This is a genomic window from Bradyrhizobium sp. LTSPM299, assembly GCF_000938235.1.
GTDB lineage: Bacteria > Pseudomonadota > Alphaproteobacteria > Rhizobiales > Xanthobacteraceae > Bradyrhizobium.
The window spans coordinates 1-19,017 of sequence record NZ_JYMU01000044.1 but is presented as its reverse complement, the minus strand read 5'-3'; the positions used below and the strand labels follow the sequence as shown (position 1 = coordinate 19,017).

At 63.7% G+C, this 19,017-nt stretch carries 15 protein-coding genes and 2 pseudogenes; 7 read left to right on the top strand and 10 right to left on the bottom strand.

Annotated features, from left to right (window positions below; genetic code table 11):
- Window positions 1-333 precede the first annotated feature (333 nt).
- The 6 genes and pseudogenes from UP10_RS45370 to UP10_RS21765 all read right to left on the bottom strand — a co-directional run.
- Window positions 334-807: pseudogene (locus UP10_RS45370) on the bottom strand (peroxidase-related enzyme); the annotation flags it as partial.
- Window positions 808-813: 6 nt separating this feature from the next.
- On the bottom strand, window positions 814-1,701 hold the full coding sequence (locus UP10_RS45365) for a hypothetical protein (protein WP_063775391.1): 888 nt from the start codon (window positions 1,699-1,701) through the stop codon (window positions 814-816).
- Between the two features lie 167 nt (window positions 1,702-1,868).
- Complete coding sequence (locus UP10_RS21780) at window positions 1,869-2,873, bottom strand: class I SAM-dependent methyltransferase (protein WP_050043768.1); 1,005 nt, start codon at window positions 2,871-2,873, stop codon at window positions 1,869-1,871.
- Between the two features lie 331 nt (window positions 2,874-3,204).
- Window positions 3,205-3,777, bottom strand: coding sequence for a peroxidase-related enzyme (locus tag UP10_RS21775; RefSeq protein ID WP_044589330.1), 573 nt, complete (start codon window positions 3,775-3,777; stop codon window positions 3,205-3,207).
- Complete coding sequence (locus UP10_RS21770; protein ID WP_044589329.1) at window positions 3,774-4,259, bottom strand: CMD domain-containing protein; 486 nt, start codon at window positions 4,257-4,259, stop codon at window positions 3,774-3,776. Before UP10_RS21770 ends, UP10_RS21775 begins: the two co-directional genes overlap by 4 nt.
- Complete coding sequence (locus UP10_RS21765; protein ID WP_044589328.1) at window positions 4,256-5,419, bottom strand: PLP-dependent cysteine synthase family protein; 1,164 nt, start codon at window positions 5,417-5,419, stop codon at window positions 4,256-4,258. The genes UP10_RS21770 and UP10_RS21765 overlap by 4 nt, the downstream gene beginning before the upstream one ends.
- A 77-nt stretch (window positions 5,420-5,496) precedes the next feature.
- Between UP10_RS21765 and UP10_RS21760 the strand changes: the two genes are divergently transcribed.
- Genes UP10_RS21760 through UP10_RS21750 form a run of 3 tightly spaced genes read left to right on the top strand, consistent with a single transcriptional unit; the run spans window position 5,497 to window position 9,230 of the window.
- Complete coding sequence (locus UP10_RS21760) at window positions 5,497-6,477, top strand: LysR family transcriptional regulator (RefSeq protein ID WP_044589344.1); 981 nt, start codon at window positions 5,497-5,499, stop codon at window positions 6,475-6,477.
- On the top strand, window positions 6,468-7,925 hold the full coding sequence (locus UP10_RS21755; protein WP_044589327.1) for an NAD(P)-binding domain-containing protein: 1,458 nt from the start codon (window positions 6,468-6,470) through the stop codon (window positions 7,923-7,925). Before UP10_RS21760 ends, UP10_RS21755 begins: the two co-directional genes overlap by 10 nt.
- Before the next feature lie 30 nt (window positions 7,926-7,955).
- Entirely contained in the window at window positions 7,956-9,230 is a 1,275-nt protein-coding gene (locus tag UP10_RS21750; RefSeq protein ID WP_044589326.1) for an MFS transporter, read from the top strand.
- Window positions 9,231-9,245: 15 nt separating this feature from the next.
- On the opposite strand, the pseudogene UP10_RS21745 reads toward UP10_RS21750, so the two are convergent.
- Window positions 9,246-10,282: pseudogene (locus tag UP10_RS21745) on the bottom strand (aldo/keto reductase).
- A 24-nt stretch (window positions 10,283-10,306) separates the two neighbouring features.
- Entirely contained in the window at window positions 10,307-11,485 is a 1,179-nt protein-coding gene (locus tag UP10_RS21740) for an MFS transporter (RefSeq protein WP_044589325.1), read from the bottom strand.
- Window positions 11,486-11,588: 103 nt separating this feature from the next.
- Between UP10_RS21740 and UP10_RS21735 the strand changes: the two genes are divergently transcribed.
- A complete protein-coding gene (locus UP10_RS21735) occupies window positions 11,589-12,548 on the top strand; it encodes a LysR family transcriptional regulator (protein WP_044589324.1) in 960 nt (319 codons plus the stop codon).
- Here the strand turns inward: UP10_RS21735 and UP10_RS21730 are convergent, their stop codons facing one another.
- The gene (locus UP10_RS21730) at window positions 12,549-13,418 is read right to left on the bottom strand and encodes an aldo/keto reductase family oxidoreductase (protein ID WP_044589343.1); all 870 of its coding nucleotides are present in this window, start codon (window positions 13,416-13,418) and stop codon (window positions 12,549-12,551) included.
- Between the two features lie 93 nt (window positions 13,419-13,511).
- Between UP10_RS21730 and UP10_RS21725 the strand changes: the two genes are divergently transcribed.
- The 3 genes from UP10_RS21725 (at window position 13,512) to UP10_RS21715 (ending at window position 18,409) form a co-directional block, all read left to right on the top strand.
- The gene (locus UP10_RS21725; protein ID WP_044589323.1) at window positions 13,512-14,411 is read left to right on the top strand and encodes a LysR family transcriptional regulator; all 900 of its coding nucleotides are present in this window, start codon (window positions 13,512-13,514) and stop codon (window positions 14,409-14,411) included.
- 228 nt (window positions 14,412-14,639) lie between these two features.
- Entirely contained in the window at window positions 14,640-17,015 is a 2,376-nt protein-coding gene (locus UP10_RS21720) for a glucose/quinate/shikimate family membrane-bound PQQ-dependent dehydrogenase (RefSeq protein ID WP_044589322.1), read from the top strand.
- A gap of 17 nt (window positions 17,016-17,032) precedes the next feature.
- Window positions 17,033-18,409, top strand: a complete 1,377-nt coding sequence (locus UP10_RS21715) for a carbohydrate porin (RefSeq protein WP_197086877.1) — start codon at window positions 17,033-17,035, stop codon at window positions 18,407-18,409.
- Between the two features lie 302 nt (window positions 18,410-18,711).
- On the opposite strand, the gene UP10_RS21710 is transcribed toward UP10_RS21715, so the two are convergent.
- Window positions 18,712-19,017 (bottom strand): group II intron maturase-specific domain-containing protein (locus tag UP10_RS21710; protein WP_044589192.1); only part of this gene is annotated, 306 nt, incomplete at its 5' end.

Below are 19,017 nucleotides of genomic sequence, written 5' to 3'. Positions count from 1 at the left end.
GCTGGAGGCGTTGCGCGGTCCGGTCAATACGATAGCACCGTCGTATAAGTTATTGGATATGCTAACAGAACTGTTCTTAGTTTCGTTACCGCGATACGCATCAATGGCATACTGCGCCGCAGCAGAGATATTGCTCTGCGAAACATACTGTCGCATTTCGACAACAGTTAGGAATAATGTATACCAGAACACTGGTATTACCACTACAACTTAAAAGCGGTGGCGGTCCCGAGCATCACCCGCGCACGCTATCCAGAAGTCGTATGAGCGCCGTCCTGGCCGAGATTGATCGGGATGGAAAAGTGCCAGCGCGTTTCTGACGTGCTTTGCATGTCACGCGATGTTCCGCGCGAACCCGCACTCAAATCCGTGAGGTCGCCAATGCCGCTTCAGCAGCGGGAGCTGGGATCGCCGGTCGTCACGCGCGCGGCTCCCAAGGGTGTGCATCAGCCGGTTGGCCCAGCCAAACAGCGCCGCCGAGAGTGCCAGATCGAGCTGCCCGAGCGCTGAGCCCGGCCTCCGTCAGTGCCCTGGCGTCGTCGGCGCCGACCTCAACCGGCGTGGTCGAGAGCTTGGCCGCGAAATCGAACAGCGCCTGGTCGCGCGGCGGCAGCTTAGCGTCGCGCTCGTCGGCGAAGATGGTGTCGATGATGTCGGTGCGGTGGTGATACCGATGAAGCGCGAGGCGTGCACGGCGGCGCAATAGACGCAGCGGTTGACGATCGAGGCGCCGACGGCGCCGAGCTCGCGTTCCGCCGACGACAGCCCGTCCTTGCCGTACATGATCAGGCTGAACGGCGGCGAGCGGCAAGATCATGTCGGGAGGAACTCTGGAGTCGGATTGTGAAGTTGTCCGGCACTCGCCAAACCTGCTTCAGTGGACATGAGAGAGTCCGACGGGCGGACCCGCATAGCCTCCAATTGATACCTCGCGAGAATATCAGTGTCCAAGACGACGCGCTCTTGCGTGTAAAAACTGAAGTGGGCGACGACCTCGTCACCGATGATTTGCCCCGGTCTTTTTGTCAGCATCGGAAGGAAGGCGGAAATATGTTCCTCGTCATCGACACCAAGCGGGCAAAAGGCGTCACCAAGCGCGTTGCGGTCCTCTCCGAACACTCCCAGGCAATTGATCGAGAACCGTCCCATCGTCATCGTGGCGTCTGGAATATGGAGGGACTCAACCCGATCGGTCTCGAGCCTGTTCAAAAAAAAGCGATGGAGGAGCACGGCAAATGCAGGGTTTTTCCAACCGATTTCGCAGCTGGCAAGACACGACAATGGCTCCGAACATTTGATCTTACCATGGAATGATAGCAGCCAGGAGCAGATCGCATTGTTGATGACCACCGGCGAGAACCAAATCGCGTTTGTCTTGCTTGCTGCGGCTTTTGCCGCAAAGCGCCCAAAAAAACCTGGAGGCAGGTAACAGATGTCGTCATCCAGTTTGACGTAGAAGGCGCTCGGATCGGTCATCGTGCGATAGAACTTGTTGATCGATCTGTTGTCACCCGTTGAGTCCGGCAGCGAAACGATCTTGATCTTGGGATTGGCCAACGATTGAATATAGGTTCGGTCCGCGGGATCCCGGCAATTATCCCACAGGTGCCATTCAGCGACCGTTTCGTCGCTGAGAATATATTTGGCCAACACTTCGAGATATCTACGGCGGCCGGCCGGCGTGACGGCGATCACTTTCATAATCTATCCCTTCGTCTGCCGATTGATCCGATTCGGCAACCGTGGAGGCGCTCGCGACTTTGGGCCAGATTGCCGGTGATCTCGCTAAGCAATTCCAAAGTGTGGTGCTGTCCTCGGGCTTCGAGCTCCGTGAGCGCCTGCCGGCGCAGCGGGGTGTCCTGGAAAGCTCAGTCCGGCCTGGACATCACGAACCCGACTTGTTGATGGCTTGGCACAAAGCCGAACGGTTTGGCCCGAATACCAGTTTCAGCAAGCAGTTCCTCGAAGGCCTTGAACTCGTGATCGCGCCAACCCGGATAGTTCCAGTACTCGTCGAACACGATAAGAGTGCCGGGCACGATCCGATCTTTCAAATTTGCAAGGATCGTTCTGGTTGACGAATAGAGATCGCAATCCACGTGAAGCAGTGAGAGCGGCATTTGCGGCCGATCATGAAGGAAGGTTGGCAGAGTATCGTCAAACCACCCCTTGATCAGCGTCACGTTGGCCGGAACAATTGGCAGGCGCGCCTGCGCGAATGCTCCCTTGTCAAATCCGCTCCGCCACGCCTCAGGCAGCCCCTCAAAAGAGTCGAAGCCGTAGAAATGGGTCTGCGGTGTGTTCCGAGCCACGTGGCTGATCGTGCGGCCCGACGCCACGCCAAATTCAAGGAACAGGCCGTTTGGTTGAGCTAGCTCCAGCGCTTTCGAAAGCAGCGATAAATCGTTGTCAAATGCGGGGCATGTCAGAAAATGCTTCTCGTAGTGCTCCGCGCTGTCGAGAGCTGCCTTAAAGCAGGCGACGTCCAAAATGTCGAAGCTATCCCCTCGGGGTTTGGGAAAGTTCATTCCTGCTAACGGGATCCTCGTTGGGTTTTTCGGGACAATCGGCGGGACAATCGGCACGTGGATTTCAGGTGGTCGCTCGCCGTGCATCAAAAAAGAGAGCGCGCCGGCCACCTGGGGGCATAGGGGATCCTGCGCCTGAAGCTGTTTCAGCTTTGTGATGGCCTCGTCGCGCGGACCTGCGATGCCTTGAATGAAGGCCTCGAGGACATCAAAAATCTTGACGACCTTGGGCTGCTGGACAGGGCGCAAAGCGCGTAGGACCACAAGGAGGTCGCCAGCATCGCCCTCCTCGACGACCAGCTTGAGGAGCAGCCAGAGCTCCGGATGATCCAGGCCATCCTCCATGTCCCTCACTGTTCGATCGAGAGCTCTAAAGGCCTGCGTTTCCTCAAGCTTCGTCGCGCTCGTGCTCTCGTTTGATTGTAGTGCGTGTTTGGTCACGGGCCCCCCGCTCGCCGGTACGCCTGCTGACGCATCGGAGTCTGTCGATACTCACGCAGCGCGGCGGACGCTTTGCTTGCATGAGCCGCCCAAGGATTGCCAAGTATGGTTTATGATTGGTTAACATTCGCCATATGGGACTTGCTCGGCGGCGATTAAGGCCGCATTAGCCGGCCGCCATGAGTGTACGCCCTGATTTCGACGGGGCACTCCGATACCAGCAGTAACCAACGCGTCACGCGCGCGGCTCTCCAAGGGTGTGCATCAGCCGGTTGGCCCAGCCAAACAGCGCCGCCGAGAGCACCAGGTCGAGCTGCTCGAGCTCGCTGAGCCCGGCCTCCGTCAGCGCCCTCGCGTCGTCGGCGCCGACCTGGACCGGCGTGGTCGAGAGTTTGGTCGCGAAATCGAACAGTGCCTGATCGCGCGGCGGCAGCTTAGCATCGCGCTCGTCGGCGAAGATCGTATCGATGATGTCGGTGCGTCGCGTGATGCCGATGAAGCGCGAGGCGTGCACGGCGGCGCAATAGATGCAGCGATTGACGATCGAGGCGCCGACGGCACCGAGCTCACGTTCCGCCGACGACAACCCGTCCTTGCCGTACATGATCAGGTTGAACAGCGGCGAGCGCACCTCGAGCGATTCCGGATCGTGCGCCAGGGTCAGGACGTAGGGCGAGAACCCAGTGTTCGACGGCGTCACCTTCATCGCGGCAAGCTGCGCCGGGGTCGCGATCGCGATATCGACCGGCGTCACATAGGGCGACCAGATCGGGACCTTGGCCGTAAACTCGTTGATAGCCTCGCTCATTGCACGCCCTTCAAAACTTTCAGGCCGGCGACGACCCGGAGCTGGTAATTCACGAAGGCTGCGAGTTCGGCGAGGCGCACGATGTCGGGTTCGGCGACGCCGGCGGCCTTCAGCGCCTCGATATCCCCGCGTGTCGCCTCGCGCGGCGCGACCGTCAGCAAATCAGCATGGCGCGCGATGGCGTCGAGCCGCGTCTCACCGCTTTTCCCATCGGAATACGCGAGCGGGGTGACATCGAGGTCGCCGGAATGGCCCAGATAGTTGTCGTAATGAGCGGCCAGATCGTCATTGCCGACATGCCGGCACATCCGCGCCGCGAGCGCGGCCCGCAAAGCGTGGCTCAGTCCGCCGGGATCGCGCGGCAGCAGCACGGCGTCATGGGCCGCTTCGCTGAGGCGCAGGATCTCGGCGCGTTTCTTCAAGGCTTCGCCGAGCTTCGAGGCCGGCGGAACGCCGGCCAGCGTTTCGATCAAATTGGTCATGCAGTTTCTCTGAGGTCGCGAGGGTTTTGCACATCCGCGACCGCGATACCAAGCGGATGCGCGCCGCCGAGGAACGCATTCAGCTGATCCTCGTAAGGCAACGGATCGATCCCGCGGGATGTGAGCCAAGCCGGGTCGTAATAGGTCTGGCGGTAGCGCTCGCCGGAATCGCAGATCAGCGTCACCAGCGATCCGGTCTCGCCCGCATTTCGCATCTCGGAAGCGAGGCGGCAGAGCGCGAGGAAATTGGTGCCGGTCGAGCCGCCGACCGGCCGGCGCAGAAGGCGCGACAGCACGTTCATCGCCGCGATCGATGCCGCATCGGGAATCTTCATCATGCGGTCGACCACGCCTGGGACGAACGAAGGTTCGCAGCGCGGGCGGCCGACGCCTTCGATCAGCGAGGGCCGCTCGCAGACATGGGAGCGATCCTGGGTGCGGAAGCAATCGAAGAAGGCGGAATGCTCAACATCGGCGACGCAGAGCCTTGTCGGAAACCGGCGATAGCGCAAATAGCGCCCGATCGTGGCCGACGTGCCGCCGGTTCCGGCGCTCATCACGATCCACTCCGGCAGCGGACGCCGCTCGACCCCGAGCTGGACGAAGATCGACTCGGCGATGTTGTTGTTGCCGCGCCAATCGGTGGCGCGCTCGGCAAAGGTGAACTGATCCATGTAGTGACCGCCGAGCCGCGTGGCGAGCGCGGCGGCCTCGGCATAGAGCGCGCGGCCGTCGTCGATCAGATGGCAGTTGCCGCCGTAATGCTCGATCGCGGCGATCTTCTCGGCCGACGTCGTCCGCGGCATCACCGCATAGAACGGCACGCCGATCATCTCCGCGAAATAGGCCTCCGAGACCGCCGTCGAGCCCGACGACGCTTCCACCACGGCAGTGCCTTCGCGGATGTGGCCGTTGCACAGCGCGTAAAGGAACAGCGAGCGCGCTAGGCGATGCTTGAGACTGCCGGTCGGATGGGTCGATTCGTCCTTCAGATAGATGTCGATGCCCGACAGCGCCGGCACGATCAGCCGCATCAGATGGGTGTCGGCGGACCGGCACTGGTCCGCCTCGATCGCGGACACGGCCTCGTCGACCCAGCCGCGCCGGTAGCTCGGCTCGGCCGGCGGGGTTTGGCGTGAGGACGAAGGCCCGTTCGACATGACGCCATCTAATCATAATTCATATCTCACATCAAGATGGCTTTATTATCTGAAATAAGAATGATAGGAATATGCGCATGCAAGAGGACGTGATCGATATCCGCCTGCTGGAAGCCTTTGCTGCCGTGATGTCGGCCGGCAGCATCACGGGCGCGGCGCGGCTGCTCGGCCGCTCGCAACCGGTGGTCACGCGACAGATCCAGGATCTGGAGACCGACGTCGGCTACCTCCTGTTTTCCAGGAACGGCCCGCGCATCAGCCCGACGCCGAAGGGCATCCTGTTCCACGCCGAGGTCGAACGTCTGCTGCTTGGCTTGAAGCACATCCGCAATCGCGCCGCCGCCATCGGCGCCGGCGCGCTGCCGGTGCTGAGCCTCGCCGCGATCCCGGCGCTCGCGGGCGGTGTCGTGCCGGCGGCGCTGGCGGCGATGGATCAGGCGCTGTTGCCGCGGCAGGTTCACGTGCAGGCGCTCTCGGCCGAGAACGTCGTGCAATCGGTGCTCTCGCAATCAGTCGACTTTGGGCTCGCGAGCTTGCCGGTCCAGCATCCCGGCCTCGATGTGCAATGGGTCTGCGAGGTGCCATGCGTGGCGTGCCTCGCCGCCGATCACCCGCTTGCCAAACGCAAGGTGATCCGGCTGAAGGATCTCGATGGCCGCCGTCTCTTGACCATGGCCAATCCCTATCGGCTGCGCCGCCGCGTCGAGGACGCCATCGCGCGCGCCGGCGCCAAGCCTGCTGACGTAATCGACACCAATGCCTCGCTGACGGCGATCGCGATGGCCAAGCAGTCGCTCGGCATCGCCATCATCGAGCCGGTGCTGACCGCAAGCCTTGCGGTCGACGGCGTCGTCACCCGCCCGCTCGATGTCGACATCCCGTTCCTGTTCGCCGCGATCTCGCCGACCGGGCGCGAGCTCACGCCGACGGTCGCCGCGGTCAACGATGCGCTGCGCGCCGCGGTCGTTCTGATGCCCGGCTCGAAACTTCACGGCGGCGAGGCGGCATTTTCCGAGGCGGCGGGCGGCGCGTTCGAAAGGGAGAAGTCATGGCGGTGACCGCGGACGGCGCAATTGGCCTCGCGGCGCTCGAAGCGCGGCTGCAGCAGGACCTCGCCTGGCTTGAACTGCCGTCCAAATCATGGGTGCCGCGCCGCGTCGTCGACGGGCAGGACGTGATCGACGTCGTGATCGTCGGCGCGGGAATGGCTGGCCTCGTCACGTCGGGGATGCTCAAACGCCTCGGCGTCGACAATCACCGCGTGCTCGATCGCGCAGCCGCCGGCCAGGAAGGCCCATGGGTCACCTTCGCGCGGATGCGGACGCTGCGTTCACCGAAAGAACTCACCGGCCCGGCGATGGGCCTGCCGGCGCTGACATTCCGCGCCTTCTACGAGGCGCAGCATGGCAAGGCGGCCTGGAAGGCTCTCGACCGCGCGCCGCGCACGATGTGGATGGATTACCTGATCTGGTATCGCAAAGTGCTTGGCCTGCCGATCAGCAACGCAGTGTCAGTCGACGGCATTCACGCGCGCTCCGATGATTTGCTGGCGCTCGATATCAGCGAGGGCGGCCGCCCGCGACAACTGCTCGCGCGCCATGTCGTGCTCGCCACCGGACGTGACGGCCTCGGCGGCACCTCAGTGCCGCCGCTCGCTGGCGGCATTGCCAAGCGCTTCTGGGCACACTCGGCCGAAGCAATCGACTTTGGCCGCCTGCGCGGCAAGCGCGTCGCCGTGGTCGGGGCCGGCGCCTCGGCGATGGACAATGCAGCGACCGCGCTGGAGGCCGGCGCTGGCAGGCTCGACCTCTTCATCCGCCGGCCGGACATCCCGCGCGTCAACAAGTTCACCGGGATCGGCAGCCAGGGCGTCGTCCACGGCTTCGCCGGCCTATCCGACGAATGGAAGTGGCGCTTCCTCGATCACACGCTGAAGGCGCAGACGCCGCCGCCGCGGCCAAGCGTGCTGCGCATCTCCGCGCACGAGCAGGCACATTTCCATCTCGCGAGCCCGGTCACGAATCTGGCCGTCGAAGGCGATCATCTGGTCGTGACGACGCCGAAGGGCCGCTACGCGACCGACTTCATCATCTTCGGCACCGGCTTCAAGGTCGATCTCGGCCTGCGCCCGGAGCTCGCCGAGTTCGCGCCTTATATCCGGATGTGGTCCGACCGCTTCGCCACCCCCGAGGGGATGGACAATGCGGAGCTGGAATCCTCTCCGGATCTCGGCGACAGCTTTGAATTCCTCGAGAAGGTGCCGGGCGTGTGTCCGGCGCTGGCGCGGCTGCACTGCTTCAATTATCCGGCGACGCTCAGCCACGGCAAGCTCTCAGGCGACATCCCGGCAATCAGCGAGGGCGCCGATCGCCTTGCGCGCGGCCTTGTCCGCCAACTCTTCGTCGAGGATCGCGAACGCCATTTCGAAAACCTCAAGGCGTTCGCGACGCCCGAAATCCTCGGCGACGAATGGACCGACGCCGACGCCCCACAGCCAGCCGGATAGACCGGCCCCTCAACGAACAGGCCCGCGCAGATGCAGACGAGCAACCGGAATGCCATCGTGGCGGCGATCGCCGGCAACGCGATGGAATGGTACGACTTCACGATCTTCGCGCTGATGACCCCGGTCATCAAGAACCTGTTCTTCCCGGTCGATCCCAACATTGCCGGCAGCGACGTCAACGCGCTGCTGCTGACGACGGCGCTGTTCGGCGCCGGCTTCGTGATGCGGCCGATCGGCGGCCTCGTGCTTGGCTATTACGCCGATCGCAAGGGGCGCAAGGCTGCAATGACGCTCGGCATGACGCTGATGGCGCTGGCGGTCGCGATGCTGGCGCTGTCACCGACCTACGCCAGCGTCGGAATCGCGGCGCCGTTCATCGTGCTGGTCGCGCGCCTGTTGCAGGGTTTCTCGGTCGGCGGCGAGTTCGGTACCTCGACCGCATTCCTTATCGAAGCCGCACCGCCGGGCCGCGCCGGCTACTACGGCTCGTGGCAGATCACCGGACAATTGATGGCTAACGTGCTCGGCGCCACGTTTGGTGCCGCCCTGACGCTGCTGTTCACCCAGGAGCAGCTCGCCGCCGGCGCATGGCGGCTGCCGTTTTTCGTTGGCCTCGCGATCATTCCGATTCTGCTTTATATGCGCGCCCGGCTGACCGAGCCCGACGCGCTCCGCAAGGACAGGGCGAGCGCGCAGCAAGCCACCTTCACGGACGACCTGAAGACCCCGGGTCGCAACTATCTGATCGGCATGGGCATGGTGGTCGCGAGCGCGGTCTCGTTCTACGTGACCTTCGGCTACACCGTGACCTACGCCAAGGAGGTGCTGAAGCTGCCGCTGATGCAGAGCTTCCTGGTGCAGATGATCGCAGCGATCGTGATGGTCATCGTGGTCCCGATCGCCGGCGCGATCTCCGACCGTTACCCGCGCAAGCCGCTGCTGCTGGTGTCGCTCGCCGGGTACTTCATCTCGCTTTATCCACTCTATAGCTGGGTGATCGCCGAGCCCTCGATCATGAGGCTGCTGGTCAGCCAGATCGTGATCGGATGCTTCAGCGCGTTCTTCCTCGGCGTCTACTGCACCACGCTGGTGGAGTTGTTCCCGGTCCGGATACGCTCGACGTCGCTGTCGATCGTCAACAACGTCGCGGTGCTGATCTCCGGCGGCTTCGCGCAGTTCTTCGTCACCTGGCTGATCACGCTGACCGCCTCCCCGCTGGCGCCGATCTTCTATGTGATGATCGGTGTCGGCCTCGGCCTGATCTCCGTGATCGCGATGCGGCCTGCCGACGCGAAGCCACGATAGGCGGGCGTGACCGGCTCACACCGGAGCCGGGTTCAACCGCGCAAACCCCTCCTGTATCAGGTAGGGGTAATAGGGATAGGCCGGCATCACCGCACTCGCTTTGTCGAGGCGTGCGATCTGGGTCTGACGTCAGCGACCATCCGATTGCGCCGAGATTGTCGCGAAGCTGCGCTTCGTCGCGGGCGCCGATGATGACGGAAGACACGCTCGGGCGCGCGAGCAGCCAGGCGATCGCGATCTGCGGCACTATGCGGCCGGTCTCGGCGGCCACCGCGTCCAGTGCGTCGACAATGGCATAGAGCCTGTTGTCGTCGACGGGCGGCCCGAACTGCGCGGTCTCATGCAGGCGGCTGTTCGCGGGCAATGGCTGCCCGCGCCTGATCTTGCCGGTGAGCCGCCCCCAGCCCAGCGGGCTCCAGACCAGCGCGCCCACTCCTTGATCGAGCGCGAGCGGCATCAGCTCCGATTCATAATCGCGGCCGACCAGCGAATAATAAACCTGATGCGCCGCGTAGCGCGGCCAGCCATGGCGCTCGGCAATGGCGAGTGATTTCATCAACTGCCAGCCAGAGAAATTCGAGACGCCGACATAGCGCGCGCTTGCCGGCGCGGACGAGCGTATCGAGGGTCGACAGCACCTCATCGATCGGCGTGAAGGCGTCGAAGGCGTGCAGCTGCAGCAGGTCGATATAATCGGTGCCGAGCCGTCGCAAGGCGGCGTCGACGGCGGTCACGAGACGATGCCGCGAGGTGCCGGCATCGAGCGGTCCATCGCCCATGGGCAGGCCGGTCTTGGTCGAGATCAACACCTTGTCGCGGCGGCCTTTGATCGCGGCGTCGAGAATTTCTTCCGACGCGCCGTTCGAATAAACATCGGCGGTGTCGAACAAATTGACGCCGGCTTCGAGGCAGATGTCGATCAACCGTCGTGCTTCGTCGACGCCGCTCGTCCCCCACGCCGAGAACAGAGGCCCCTGCCCGCCGAACGTGCCGGTGCCGAAGCTGAGTACCGGCACTGTCAAACCCGAGGCACCGAGATTGCGATAGTCCATCGTCGAACTCCTATTTGATCTTGTTCATTCTGCCGGGCACGCGACGGCAACGACCGGCCGATCGAGGCGCAGGCTCCACAGCGCCAGCAGCAGTCCGACCACCGTGATCGCAGCGGCCACCAGCGGCAGTGCGCCGAGGCCGAGGCCGTGATCAATGGAGAGCCCGCCGGCCCAGGCGCCGAGCGCATTGCCGAGATTGAAGGCCGCGATGTTCAGGCTCGAGGCCAGCGTGCGCCCTTCCACGCCGGCGGCTTCCAGCACGCGAAGCTGCAGCGGTGCGACAGTCGCAAACGCGGCGATGCCGAGCACGAACAACAACGTCACGGCCAGCGCCTTGGTCGAGATCACCGCCGCCAGCACCACGAGGACGATAGCCAATCCGCCAAGCGTCACGATCAGCGCGCGCGCAAGCCCCTTATCGGCGAGCCGCCCGCCCGCGACGTTACCGATCGCTAGCCCAGCGCCGAATATCAACAGGATCGGCGAGACAGCGGCGTCCGAGAACCCAGTGAGGCGGGTCAGGATCGGCTGCACATAGGTGAAGACCGCGAACAGGCCGCCGAAGCCGAACACCGTCATGGCAAGCCCAAGCAGGACCTGCGGCCGGCCCAGCACCGCCAGTTCCTCGCGCAGCGGAGCAGGCTTGTCCTGGCTCCCGACGTTGCCTGGGACAAACACGGCCAGCACAGCAAAGGCTGCGACGCCGATCACCGCAACGGCCCAGAACGCCGCGCGCCATCCGAGCATCAGGCCGAACCAGGCGCCGAAGGGAACGCCGAGCAGGGTTGCGACCGTCAAGCCGATGAACATCGTGGAGATCGCCGACGCGCGCTTGTCTTCGGCGACGAGGCTGGTCGCCACCACCGAGCCGACGCCGAAGAAGGTGCCGTGTGCCAGCGACGTGAGGATGCGTGCAGCCATCAAGAGCTCGTAGTTCGGTGCCAACGCGCAGGCCGCATTGCCGAGCGTGAAGATCGCCATCAGCGCCAGCAGCACCGCCTTGCGCGGCATTCGCCGCGTCGCCAGTGTCAGGATCGGGGCGCCGACGAACACGCCGAGCGCGTAGCCGGAAATCAACAGCCCCGCCGCGGAGACCGACACCTGCATGTCGGCGGCGACCTGCAGCAACAGCCCCATGATGAGGAATTCGGTGGTGCCGATGCCGAAGGCACCGGCGGTCAGGGCAAGAACAGCAGCAGGCATTTAGCGCTCCGGATCGGAATTGGCTTCCGTCATGGGAGATAGCGAAGCGCACCCAAAAGGATTAGATTGGCGTCAATCTAATCATTTATGACTTGAATTCAACATGGCCCGATCAGACAGCAACCGCTCCGGCGAGATGGACGTCTTCGTCCGCGTCGTCGATCTCGGCGGCTTCACCGCCGCAGCGAAAAGCCTGCGCCGGACGCCATCGGGCGTCAGCAAGCTGGTCTCCCGGCTGGAAGCGAGGCTCGGCACGCGGCTGGTCAACCGCACCACGCGCAAGCTGCAGCTCACCGAAGAAGGCCAGGCCTTCTACCAGCGCGCGCAACGCATTCTCGCCGATATCGAGGAGGCCGAACGCGAAGCCGGTTCGGGCGCGGCGCCGCGCGGACATTTGACCGTCAACAGCAACATCCCGTTCGGCATGCTGCATGTGATGCCGCTGCTGCCGCGATTCCTCAGCGAACATCCCGACATCACGCTCGACATCATCCTCACCGACACGCTGATCGACCTGATGCAGGAGCGCGCCGACGTCGCGATCCGCGTCGGCCCGCTTGGTGCGTCGCGCCTGATCGCGCGCAAACTCGGCACCAGCCGCATGGTCGTGGTTGGCGCACCGGCCTATCTCGCCCGCGTCGGCACGCCAAAGACGCCTGCGGATCTTGCCGCCCATCACGGCATCGGCTGGACCTTTCCGCGCAGCATCCGCGGCTGGCCGTTCCGCCGGGTTGAAAGGATCGAGGAGGCATTGCCGCCGCCGGTCGCCCGCGCCAGCAACGGCGAGGCCGCGCGCCAGCTCGCGCTCGGCGGCGTTGGCCTCGCACGGCTGGCGCTATTTCATATCGGCCCGGACATCGAGGCAGGACGTCTCGTGCCAGTACTGCAAAGCCTCAATCCCGGCGACCGCGAAGACATCCACGCGGTCTATGTCGGCCACGCCGGCCCGCTGCCGGCACGCGTGCGGGCATTGATCGATTTCCTGGCGAAGCACATCCGGATCGGCGACCCGGCGCTGCGGCGGGGCGCCGATGGAAAATGGAAGGTTGTGCGCGGACGGTAGCTACCCTGCCGCGATATGGTCCAGCTGCTTGATCGCATCATCCGGCAACACAAGCTCAGCCACCGCAAGATTCTCGCGCAGATGCGCGACGGACGAGGTCCCGGGAATCAGCAGGATGTTCGGTGAGCGACGCAGCAGCCACGCGAGCGCGACCTGCATCGGTGTGGCACCGAGACGCGCCGCGACATCGGACAGCGTGGATGACTGCAGCGGGCTGAATCCGCCGAGCGGAAAGAACGGCACATAGGCGATGCCGTCGCGGGCGAGATCGTCGATCAGGGCATCGTCGGCCCGATGCGCCACATTGTAGAGGTTCTGCACGCAGACGATCTCGCAGATTTTGCGTCCTTGCGCGATCTGCGTGGGCGTCACGTTGCTCAGGCCGATATGACGCACCAGGCCTTGACGCTGCAGGTCAGCGAGAACAGTGAGCGGCGCCTCGATCGAGCCTTCGGCAGGGCCGTGCACGCTGAACATGGCACGGAGATTGACCACATCGAGCGCGTCGAGGCCGAGATTGCGCAGATTGTCGTGCACGGCTTGCGTCAACTCCTCGCGCGAGAAGGCAGGATTCCATGATCCGTCCGTGCCGCGTATGGCACCGATCTTGGTGACGGTGGTGAGATGCTCTGCATAGGGATGCAGCGCCTCGCGGATCAGCTGGTTGGTGACGTGCGGGCCGTAGAAATCGCTGGTGTCGATATGATCGACGCCGGACGCGACGGCCTCGCGCAACACCGCCAGTGCCGCGTCACGATCCCTGGGCGGGCCGAACACGCCGGGTCCGGCGAGCTGCATGGCGCCGTAGCCGAGGCGCTTCACGCTGCGATCGCCAAGGGTGAACCTGCCGGATTGGTTTGTGCTGGACATCATGGTCTCCTCTCAAGACCACGCAGAGGTAGCGATTGCCCGCTCGCACGATAACGGGGCATAATCCGAACGGGCTGTTCGGAGAAGCGAACAATGAAAGTCGACTTGGGTGATTTGAACGCCTTCGTTGCGGTGGCGCGCGCCAAGGGGTTTCGCGATGGCGCCCGCGCGAGCGGCGCCAGTGCATCCGGGCTGAGTGAAGCCGTCAGCCGGCTGGAAACCGAACTCGGCGTCAGGCTGCTCAATCGCACCACGCGCAGCGTTGCACCGACCGAGGCAGGACAACGCCTGCTCGAGCGGCTCGGCCCGGCGTTGAGCGAGGTGGAATCGGCGCTCGACGTGGTCAACAGCTTTCGCGACCGGCCGGCAGGGACGCTGCGGCTCAACGTGCCTGTCAGTGCCGCGCGGCTGGTGCTGCCCGCCATCGTGCCGCGCTTCCTCAGCCAGTATCCCGACATTCAACTGGAGATCATCGCCGAAGATACGTTCATCGACGTTCTGGCGGCCGGTTGCGATGCCGGCATCCGTTATGACGAACGTCTGGAGCAGGACATGATCGCGGTGCCGATCGGACCGCGCGTCCAGCGCTTCGCCGCCGCCGCCGCGCCGGCTTACCTCGATCGCCACGGCCGGCCTGAGCATCCGCGCGACCTGCTTCACCACGCCTGCCTGCGCGGCCGCTTCTCCTCCGGGGCGATGATGTCGCCATGGGAGTTCGAACGCGATGGCGAGATCGTGCGCATCGAACCGGCGGGACCGCTGCTTGTCAGCATTGGCGGGGCGACCGAGCTCTCCATCGATGTTGCGATCGCTGGAACCGGCGTCATCAAACTGTTCGAAGACTGGCTGCGCCCGCATCTCGATAGCGGCGCCCTCGAACCGGTTCTCGAACCCTGGTGGCAAAGCTTCTCGGGGCCGTTCCTCTACTATCCCGATCGCCGCCTCGTGCCGGCGCCGCTGCGTGCGTTCATCGATTTCATCAAGGCCGGATGACGCTGCCACGCAATAGGTGTTGCTTGTCGTTGAATATTGCGCGCGCATTTTTGAAGAACTTTGCTTCAACACGTATTTAACGTCGCGACTTTGCGTGCGGGTGTTGCATCAACAGCGCAGTTCCAGGTTGCCAGTCACTGACGATTGGACGAAGCTTCCTCGAAGCGGACGCGGTCTGTTGCGCTTGCGCCGGGACAAGCTCAGTCCTTCTTCCGCACTGGAGCCACCATGCAGCGATCCAGAGCAGTTCTCATCACGGGCATCATCTACGCCTTGATCGGCCTGGTACTAGCAGGCGGCGGCATTTGGCTCGCTTCATTGGGCGGTTCCATCTTCTATGTCATCCTCGGTCTCGGCATTCTCACCGCGAGTGCGTTGTTGCTGGCGCAGCGGCGTTCGGCGCTGTGGCTGTTTGCGATCGTGCTGGTCGGCACGCTGGCATGGGCCGTCTACGAGGTGCAATTCGACTGGTGGCCGCTCGCGGCTCGCGGCGACGTCATCTTCCCGATGGCGCTCTGGCTGCTGACGCCGGTGATCGTTCGCGGTCTGGTGCGAAACGAACCGGTGTCTTACGGAAGCGCGACGGCGCCACTCTGGGCCGGCATCGCGGTGGCCTCGGTCGTGCTCATCGTCGCCCTGTCGTCCAGTTATCACGACATCAACGGCACCATCGCCGAGTCTTCCTCTACGGTGCCGCAGAGCGAAGCCGACCCGCAACCGGATGGCGATTGGCGCGCCTATGGCCGCACGCAATTCGGGCAACGCTATTCGCCGCTGAAGCAGATCACGCCTGACACTATCGGCAAGCTCAAGGTCGCATGGACCTTCCGCACCGGCGACGTGGCAACGCCAAACGATTCCGGAGAGACGACCTTCGAGGTCACCCCGATCAAGGTGCGCGATACGCTCTATCTCTGCTCACAGCACCAGGTCCTGTTCGCGCTCGACGCCAAGACCGGTACCGAGCGCTGGAGGTACGATCCCAAGCTAACGTTCAACAAGACGTTCCAGCACATGACCTGCCGCGGGGTCTCCTATCACGAAACCGCGTCAGGCGCTGTCGACTCTGGCGGCGCTCCGGCGCCGGCCGATTGTCCGCGGCGGATCTTCCTGCCGGTCAATGACGGGCGCATGATCGCGCTCGATGCCGACAGCGGCAAGCTGTGCGACGGCTTTGCCGATCACGGCGTCCTCGACCTGCAACAGGGGATGGGAATCACGACGGCAGGCTTCTTCGAGCCGACCTCACCGCCTGTCGTCAGCGACAAGATCCTGGTTGTTGCTGCCGCAGTGATTGACAATTATGCGGTCGAAGTGCCTTCGGGCGTGATCCGCGGCTTCGATGTCTACACCGGCAAACTGGTGTGGGCCTGGGATTCTGCCGCGGCGGACGAGAATGCGCTGCCATCGTCGACGCGGCATTACACCAACGGGTCGCCGAATTCCTGGATCACGGCCTCGTTCGATCCGAAACTGAATCTCGTTTACATCCCCACGGGCAACAACGGGCCAGACATCTGGGGCGGCAATCGCAATGCGCTGGTCGAGCGCTATTCCAGCTCGATCGTTGCGCTCGATATCAACACCGGCAAGCGCGCCTGGTCGTACCAGACCGTGCATCATGATCTCTGGGACATGGACGTCCCCTCGCAACCGAGCCTGGTCGATGTGACGACGGCCAAGGGCGTCGTCCCCGCGATCATCCAGCCGACCAAGGTGGGCAATCTGTTCGTGCTCGACCGCAGGACCGGCGAGCTGATCGTGCCCGCGCCGGAACGTCCAGTGCCGCAGGGACCCGCGCCCGGCGACCGCACCGCACCGACCCAGCCGTTTTCTGAGCTGACATTCCGCCCCGAGGCGAAACTGACCGGCGCCGACATGTGGGGCGGCACGATCTTCGATCAGTTGCTGTGCCGGATCAAGTTCCATCAATTGCGTTACGAGGGCACGTTCACGCCGCCGTCGTTGCAGGGCACGCTGGTCTTCCCGGGCAATCTCGGCATGTTCGAATGGGGCGGCATCGCGGTCGATCCCGTCAGGCAGATCGCCATCGCCAACCCGATGTCGCTGCCCTTCGTCTCAAAACTCCTTCCGCGCGGCCCGCAAAATCCTCCCGCGCCGACGGCCGACAAGCCGGTCGGCAGCGAGGTTGGAGCGCAGCCGATGTATGGCACGCCGTTCGGCGTCGATATTCAGAGCTTTCTCTCGCCGCTCTTCGTGCCGTGCTACCGGCCGCCCTGGGGCACGATGGCCGCAATCGATCTCAAGACGATGAAAATCGTCTGGCAGCATCCCAACGGCACGATCCGAGACACCACGCCGCTGCCGCTTCCGTTCAAGATGGGCGTGCCGATGCTCGGTGGACCGATGACGACCGCCGGTGGGGTCGCGTTCTACACCGGAACCTATGAGTACACGATCCGGGCTTACGACGTGCGCAACGGCAAGGTGGTCTGGGAAGATCGCCTGCCGGCCGGCGCCCAATCGACGCCGATGAGCTACGAGGCCGACGGCAAGCAATATGTCGTCACCGCAGCCGGCGGCCATGGCTCGTTCGGCACCAAGCGCGGTGATTACGTCATCGCCTACGCATTGAAGGATTGAAGGGCGGGAGCGTCGTCATGATTGCATCATCCGGTGATCGCGGGAAGCATCCGACGGCGTTCTATCTTTGGCTGGGTCTCGCCGCGATGTCAGCCTGTGTCGGCGGTCACGCCGCACAGGCCGCCGATCTGACGATTCCCGCCGCAGGGACGAGCCCGGCTCCAGCAGCGGTGCCAGCTCCAGTTCCCTGGCTGCTCGGCGACTGGGACGGCGCGCGAACCCGGCTGTTGAATGCCGGCATCGCGTTTCAGTTCGGCTACACCAGCGAAATCGCCGGCAATGCAACCGGCGGCCAGCGGCAGCAGGTCGCCTACACCGATCAGTGGGTCTTCGGCGCGACGTTCGATCTGGCAAAACTCGGCGTCGTGCCCGGCGGCACCATCCAGGTCACATGGACCGACCGCAACGGCAGCAATCTGAGCGATGACGCGCGCCTCGGCACGCTGCAACAGGTGCAGGAGGTGTTCGGACGCGGCCAGACGCTGCGGCTCACGGATTTCTGGTACGACCAGAAATTCGTCAACGGCCTGGTCGACTGGAAGATCGGACGGATCCCCTTCGGCGAGGATTTCGCATCGTTCGCCTGCGATTTCCAGAACCTGACCTTCTGCGGCGCGCAGCCCGGCAACCTCGTCGGCAACTACATCTACAATTGGCCCGTCAGCTATTGGGCCACCCGATTGAAGTTCAACCTGCAGGGCTTCGGCTATTTCCAGTTCGGCGTGTTCGATTCCAATCCCGGTTATCTGGATGTGTCGCAATCCGCGCTTCCGGTGATCTATTCGGGATCGACCGGCCTTCTCATCCCGGCAGAGCTCGCATGGCTGCCGAAATTCGGCGATCTTCAAGGCAGCTACAAGTTCGGCGGCTGGTACGACACGTCGATCGCGCCCAATGTGGTCACCGATATCAACGGTAACCCGGCCGTCCTCTCCGGACTGCCACCGCAGCAGAGCCGCGGGCGCTACGGCGGCTACATCAGCTTCGTTCAGCAGGTGCTTCGCCCGTCGCAAGCCAGCTCCGCTGGCGCGCTGAGCCTGTTTCTCAACGCGACGATGGCCGACCGCCGCACGGCGACCACCGATTATCAGGTCGCAGGCGGCCTGACCTATACCGGACCACTCCCGTCCCGGCCCCAGGACGATATCGGATTTGCGGTCGGCACGACCCACGTCAACAGCCGCGTCGCCTGGTCCGAAGAGCTGCAGAATCTGGCCGGCCTCGGTCCGGTCGCCGTCCAGGGCAATGAATACGCCATTGAGTTCTACTACACCTACCGGCCGCTCCCCGGCCTGCAGATACGACCGAACATCCAGTATGTGATCGACCCCGGCGGGACCAGCGCGAATCCAAACGCATTGGTGTTCGGCCTGAAGACGGTTGCGAACTTCTGACACGCGAGCGTTTTCGAGCGAAGTGTGGATGCCGGTCCGCGCTGTGAAAATGTGTCAAACAGGAAACGAGAGCCCCGTTCCGATTCCGTCTGAAGCCCTCTACAGCGGCGCGGAAGCGGACGTTGCAACAGGTCTGAGATGGGTAGAGTCGAGGTGTGACGCGGTAGCTTTAGGTTCGAACATATCTGTTTCCGCCCCTTTCGTTTGGCGGTGCCTCACTGGTTCGACCATGGCCCCGTTTTCACACCCCGCTCATCGAACTGGACAGGCAGATTTCCCGCATCCAGCTCTCGGACAAAACTTCACGCCTTCACCCACGGCACGTCGTGCCCAAGCCTGCTCAGGCGTACGAGCCCAAAGTGCCCGTAAAGGTGCGGGAGTGGATAGGTCCCGCCCTTGCGACGCCTGGTTTTGTGCTTGAACTGCAACCACCGGCGCAACCGCATCGCTGCGTAGCTGTCGAGTGCCCGATACGCCTTGCTGACGGTGCCTACCTTGAAGTAGTTCGCCCATCCGCGCAGCGTGCGGTTCACCTTGCCCACCAGCTTTGTGGTTTCTTGCCATGTCCCCGTTCGGTCCGTCAGTGCGTGGATTTTCTCAACCATGCG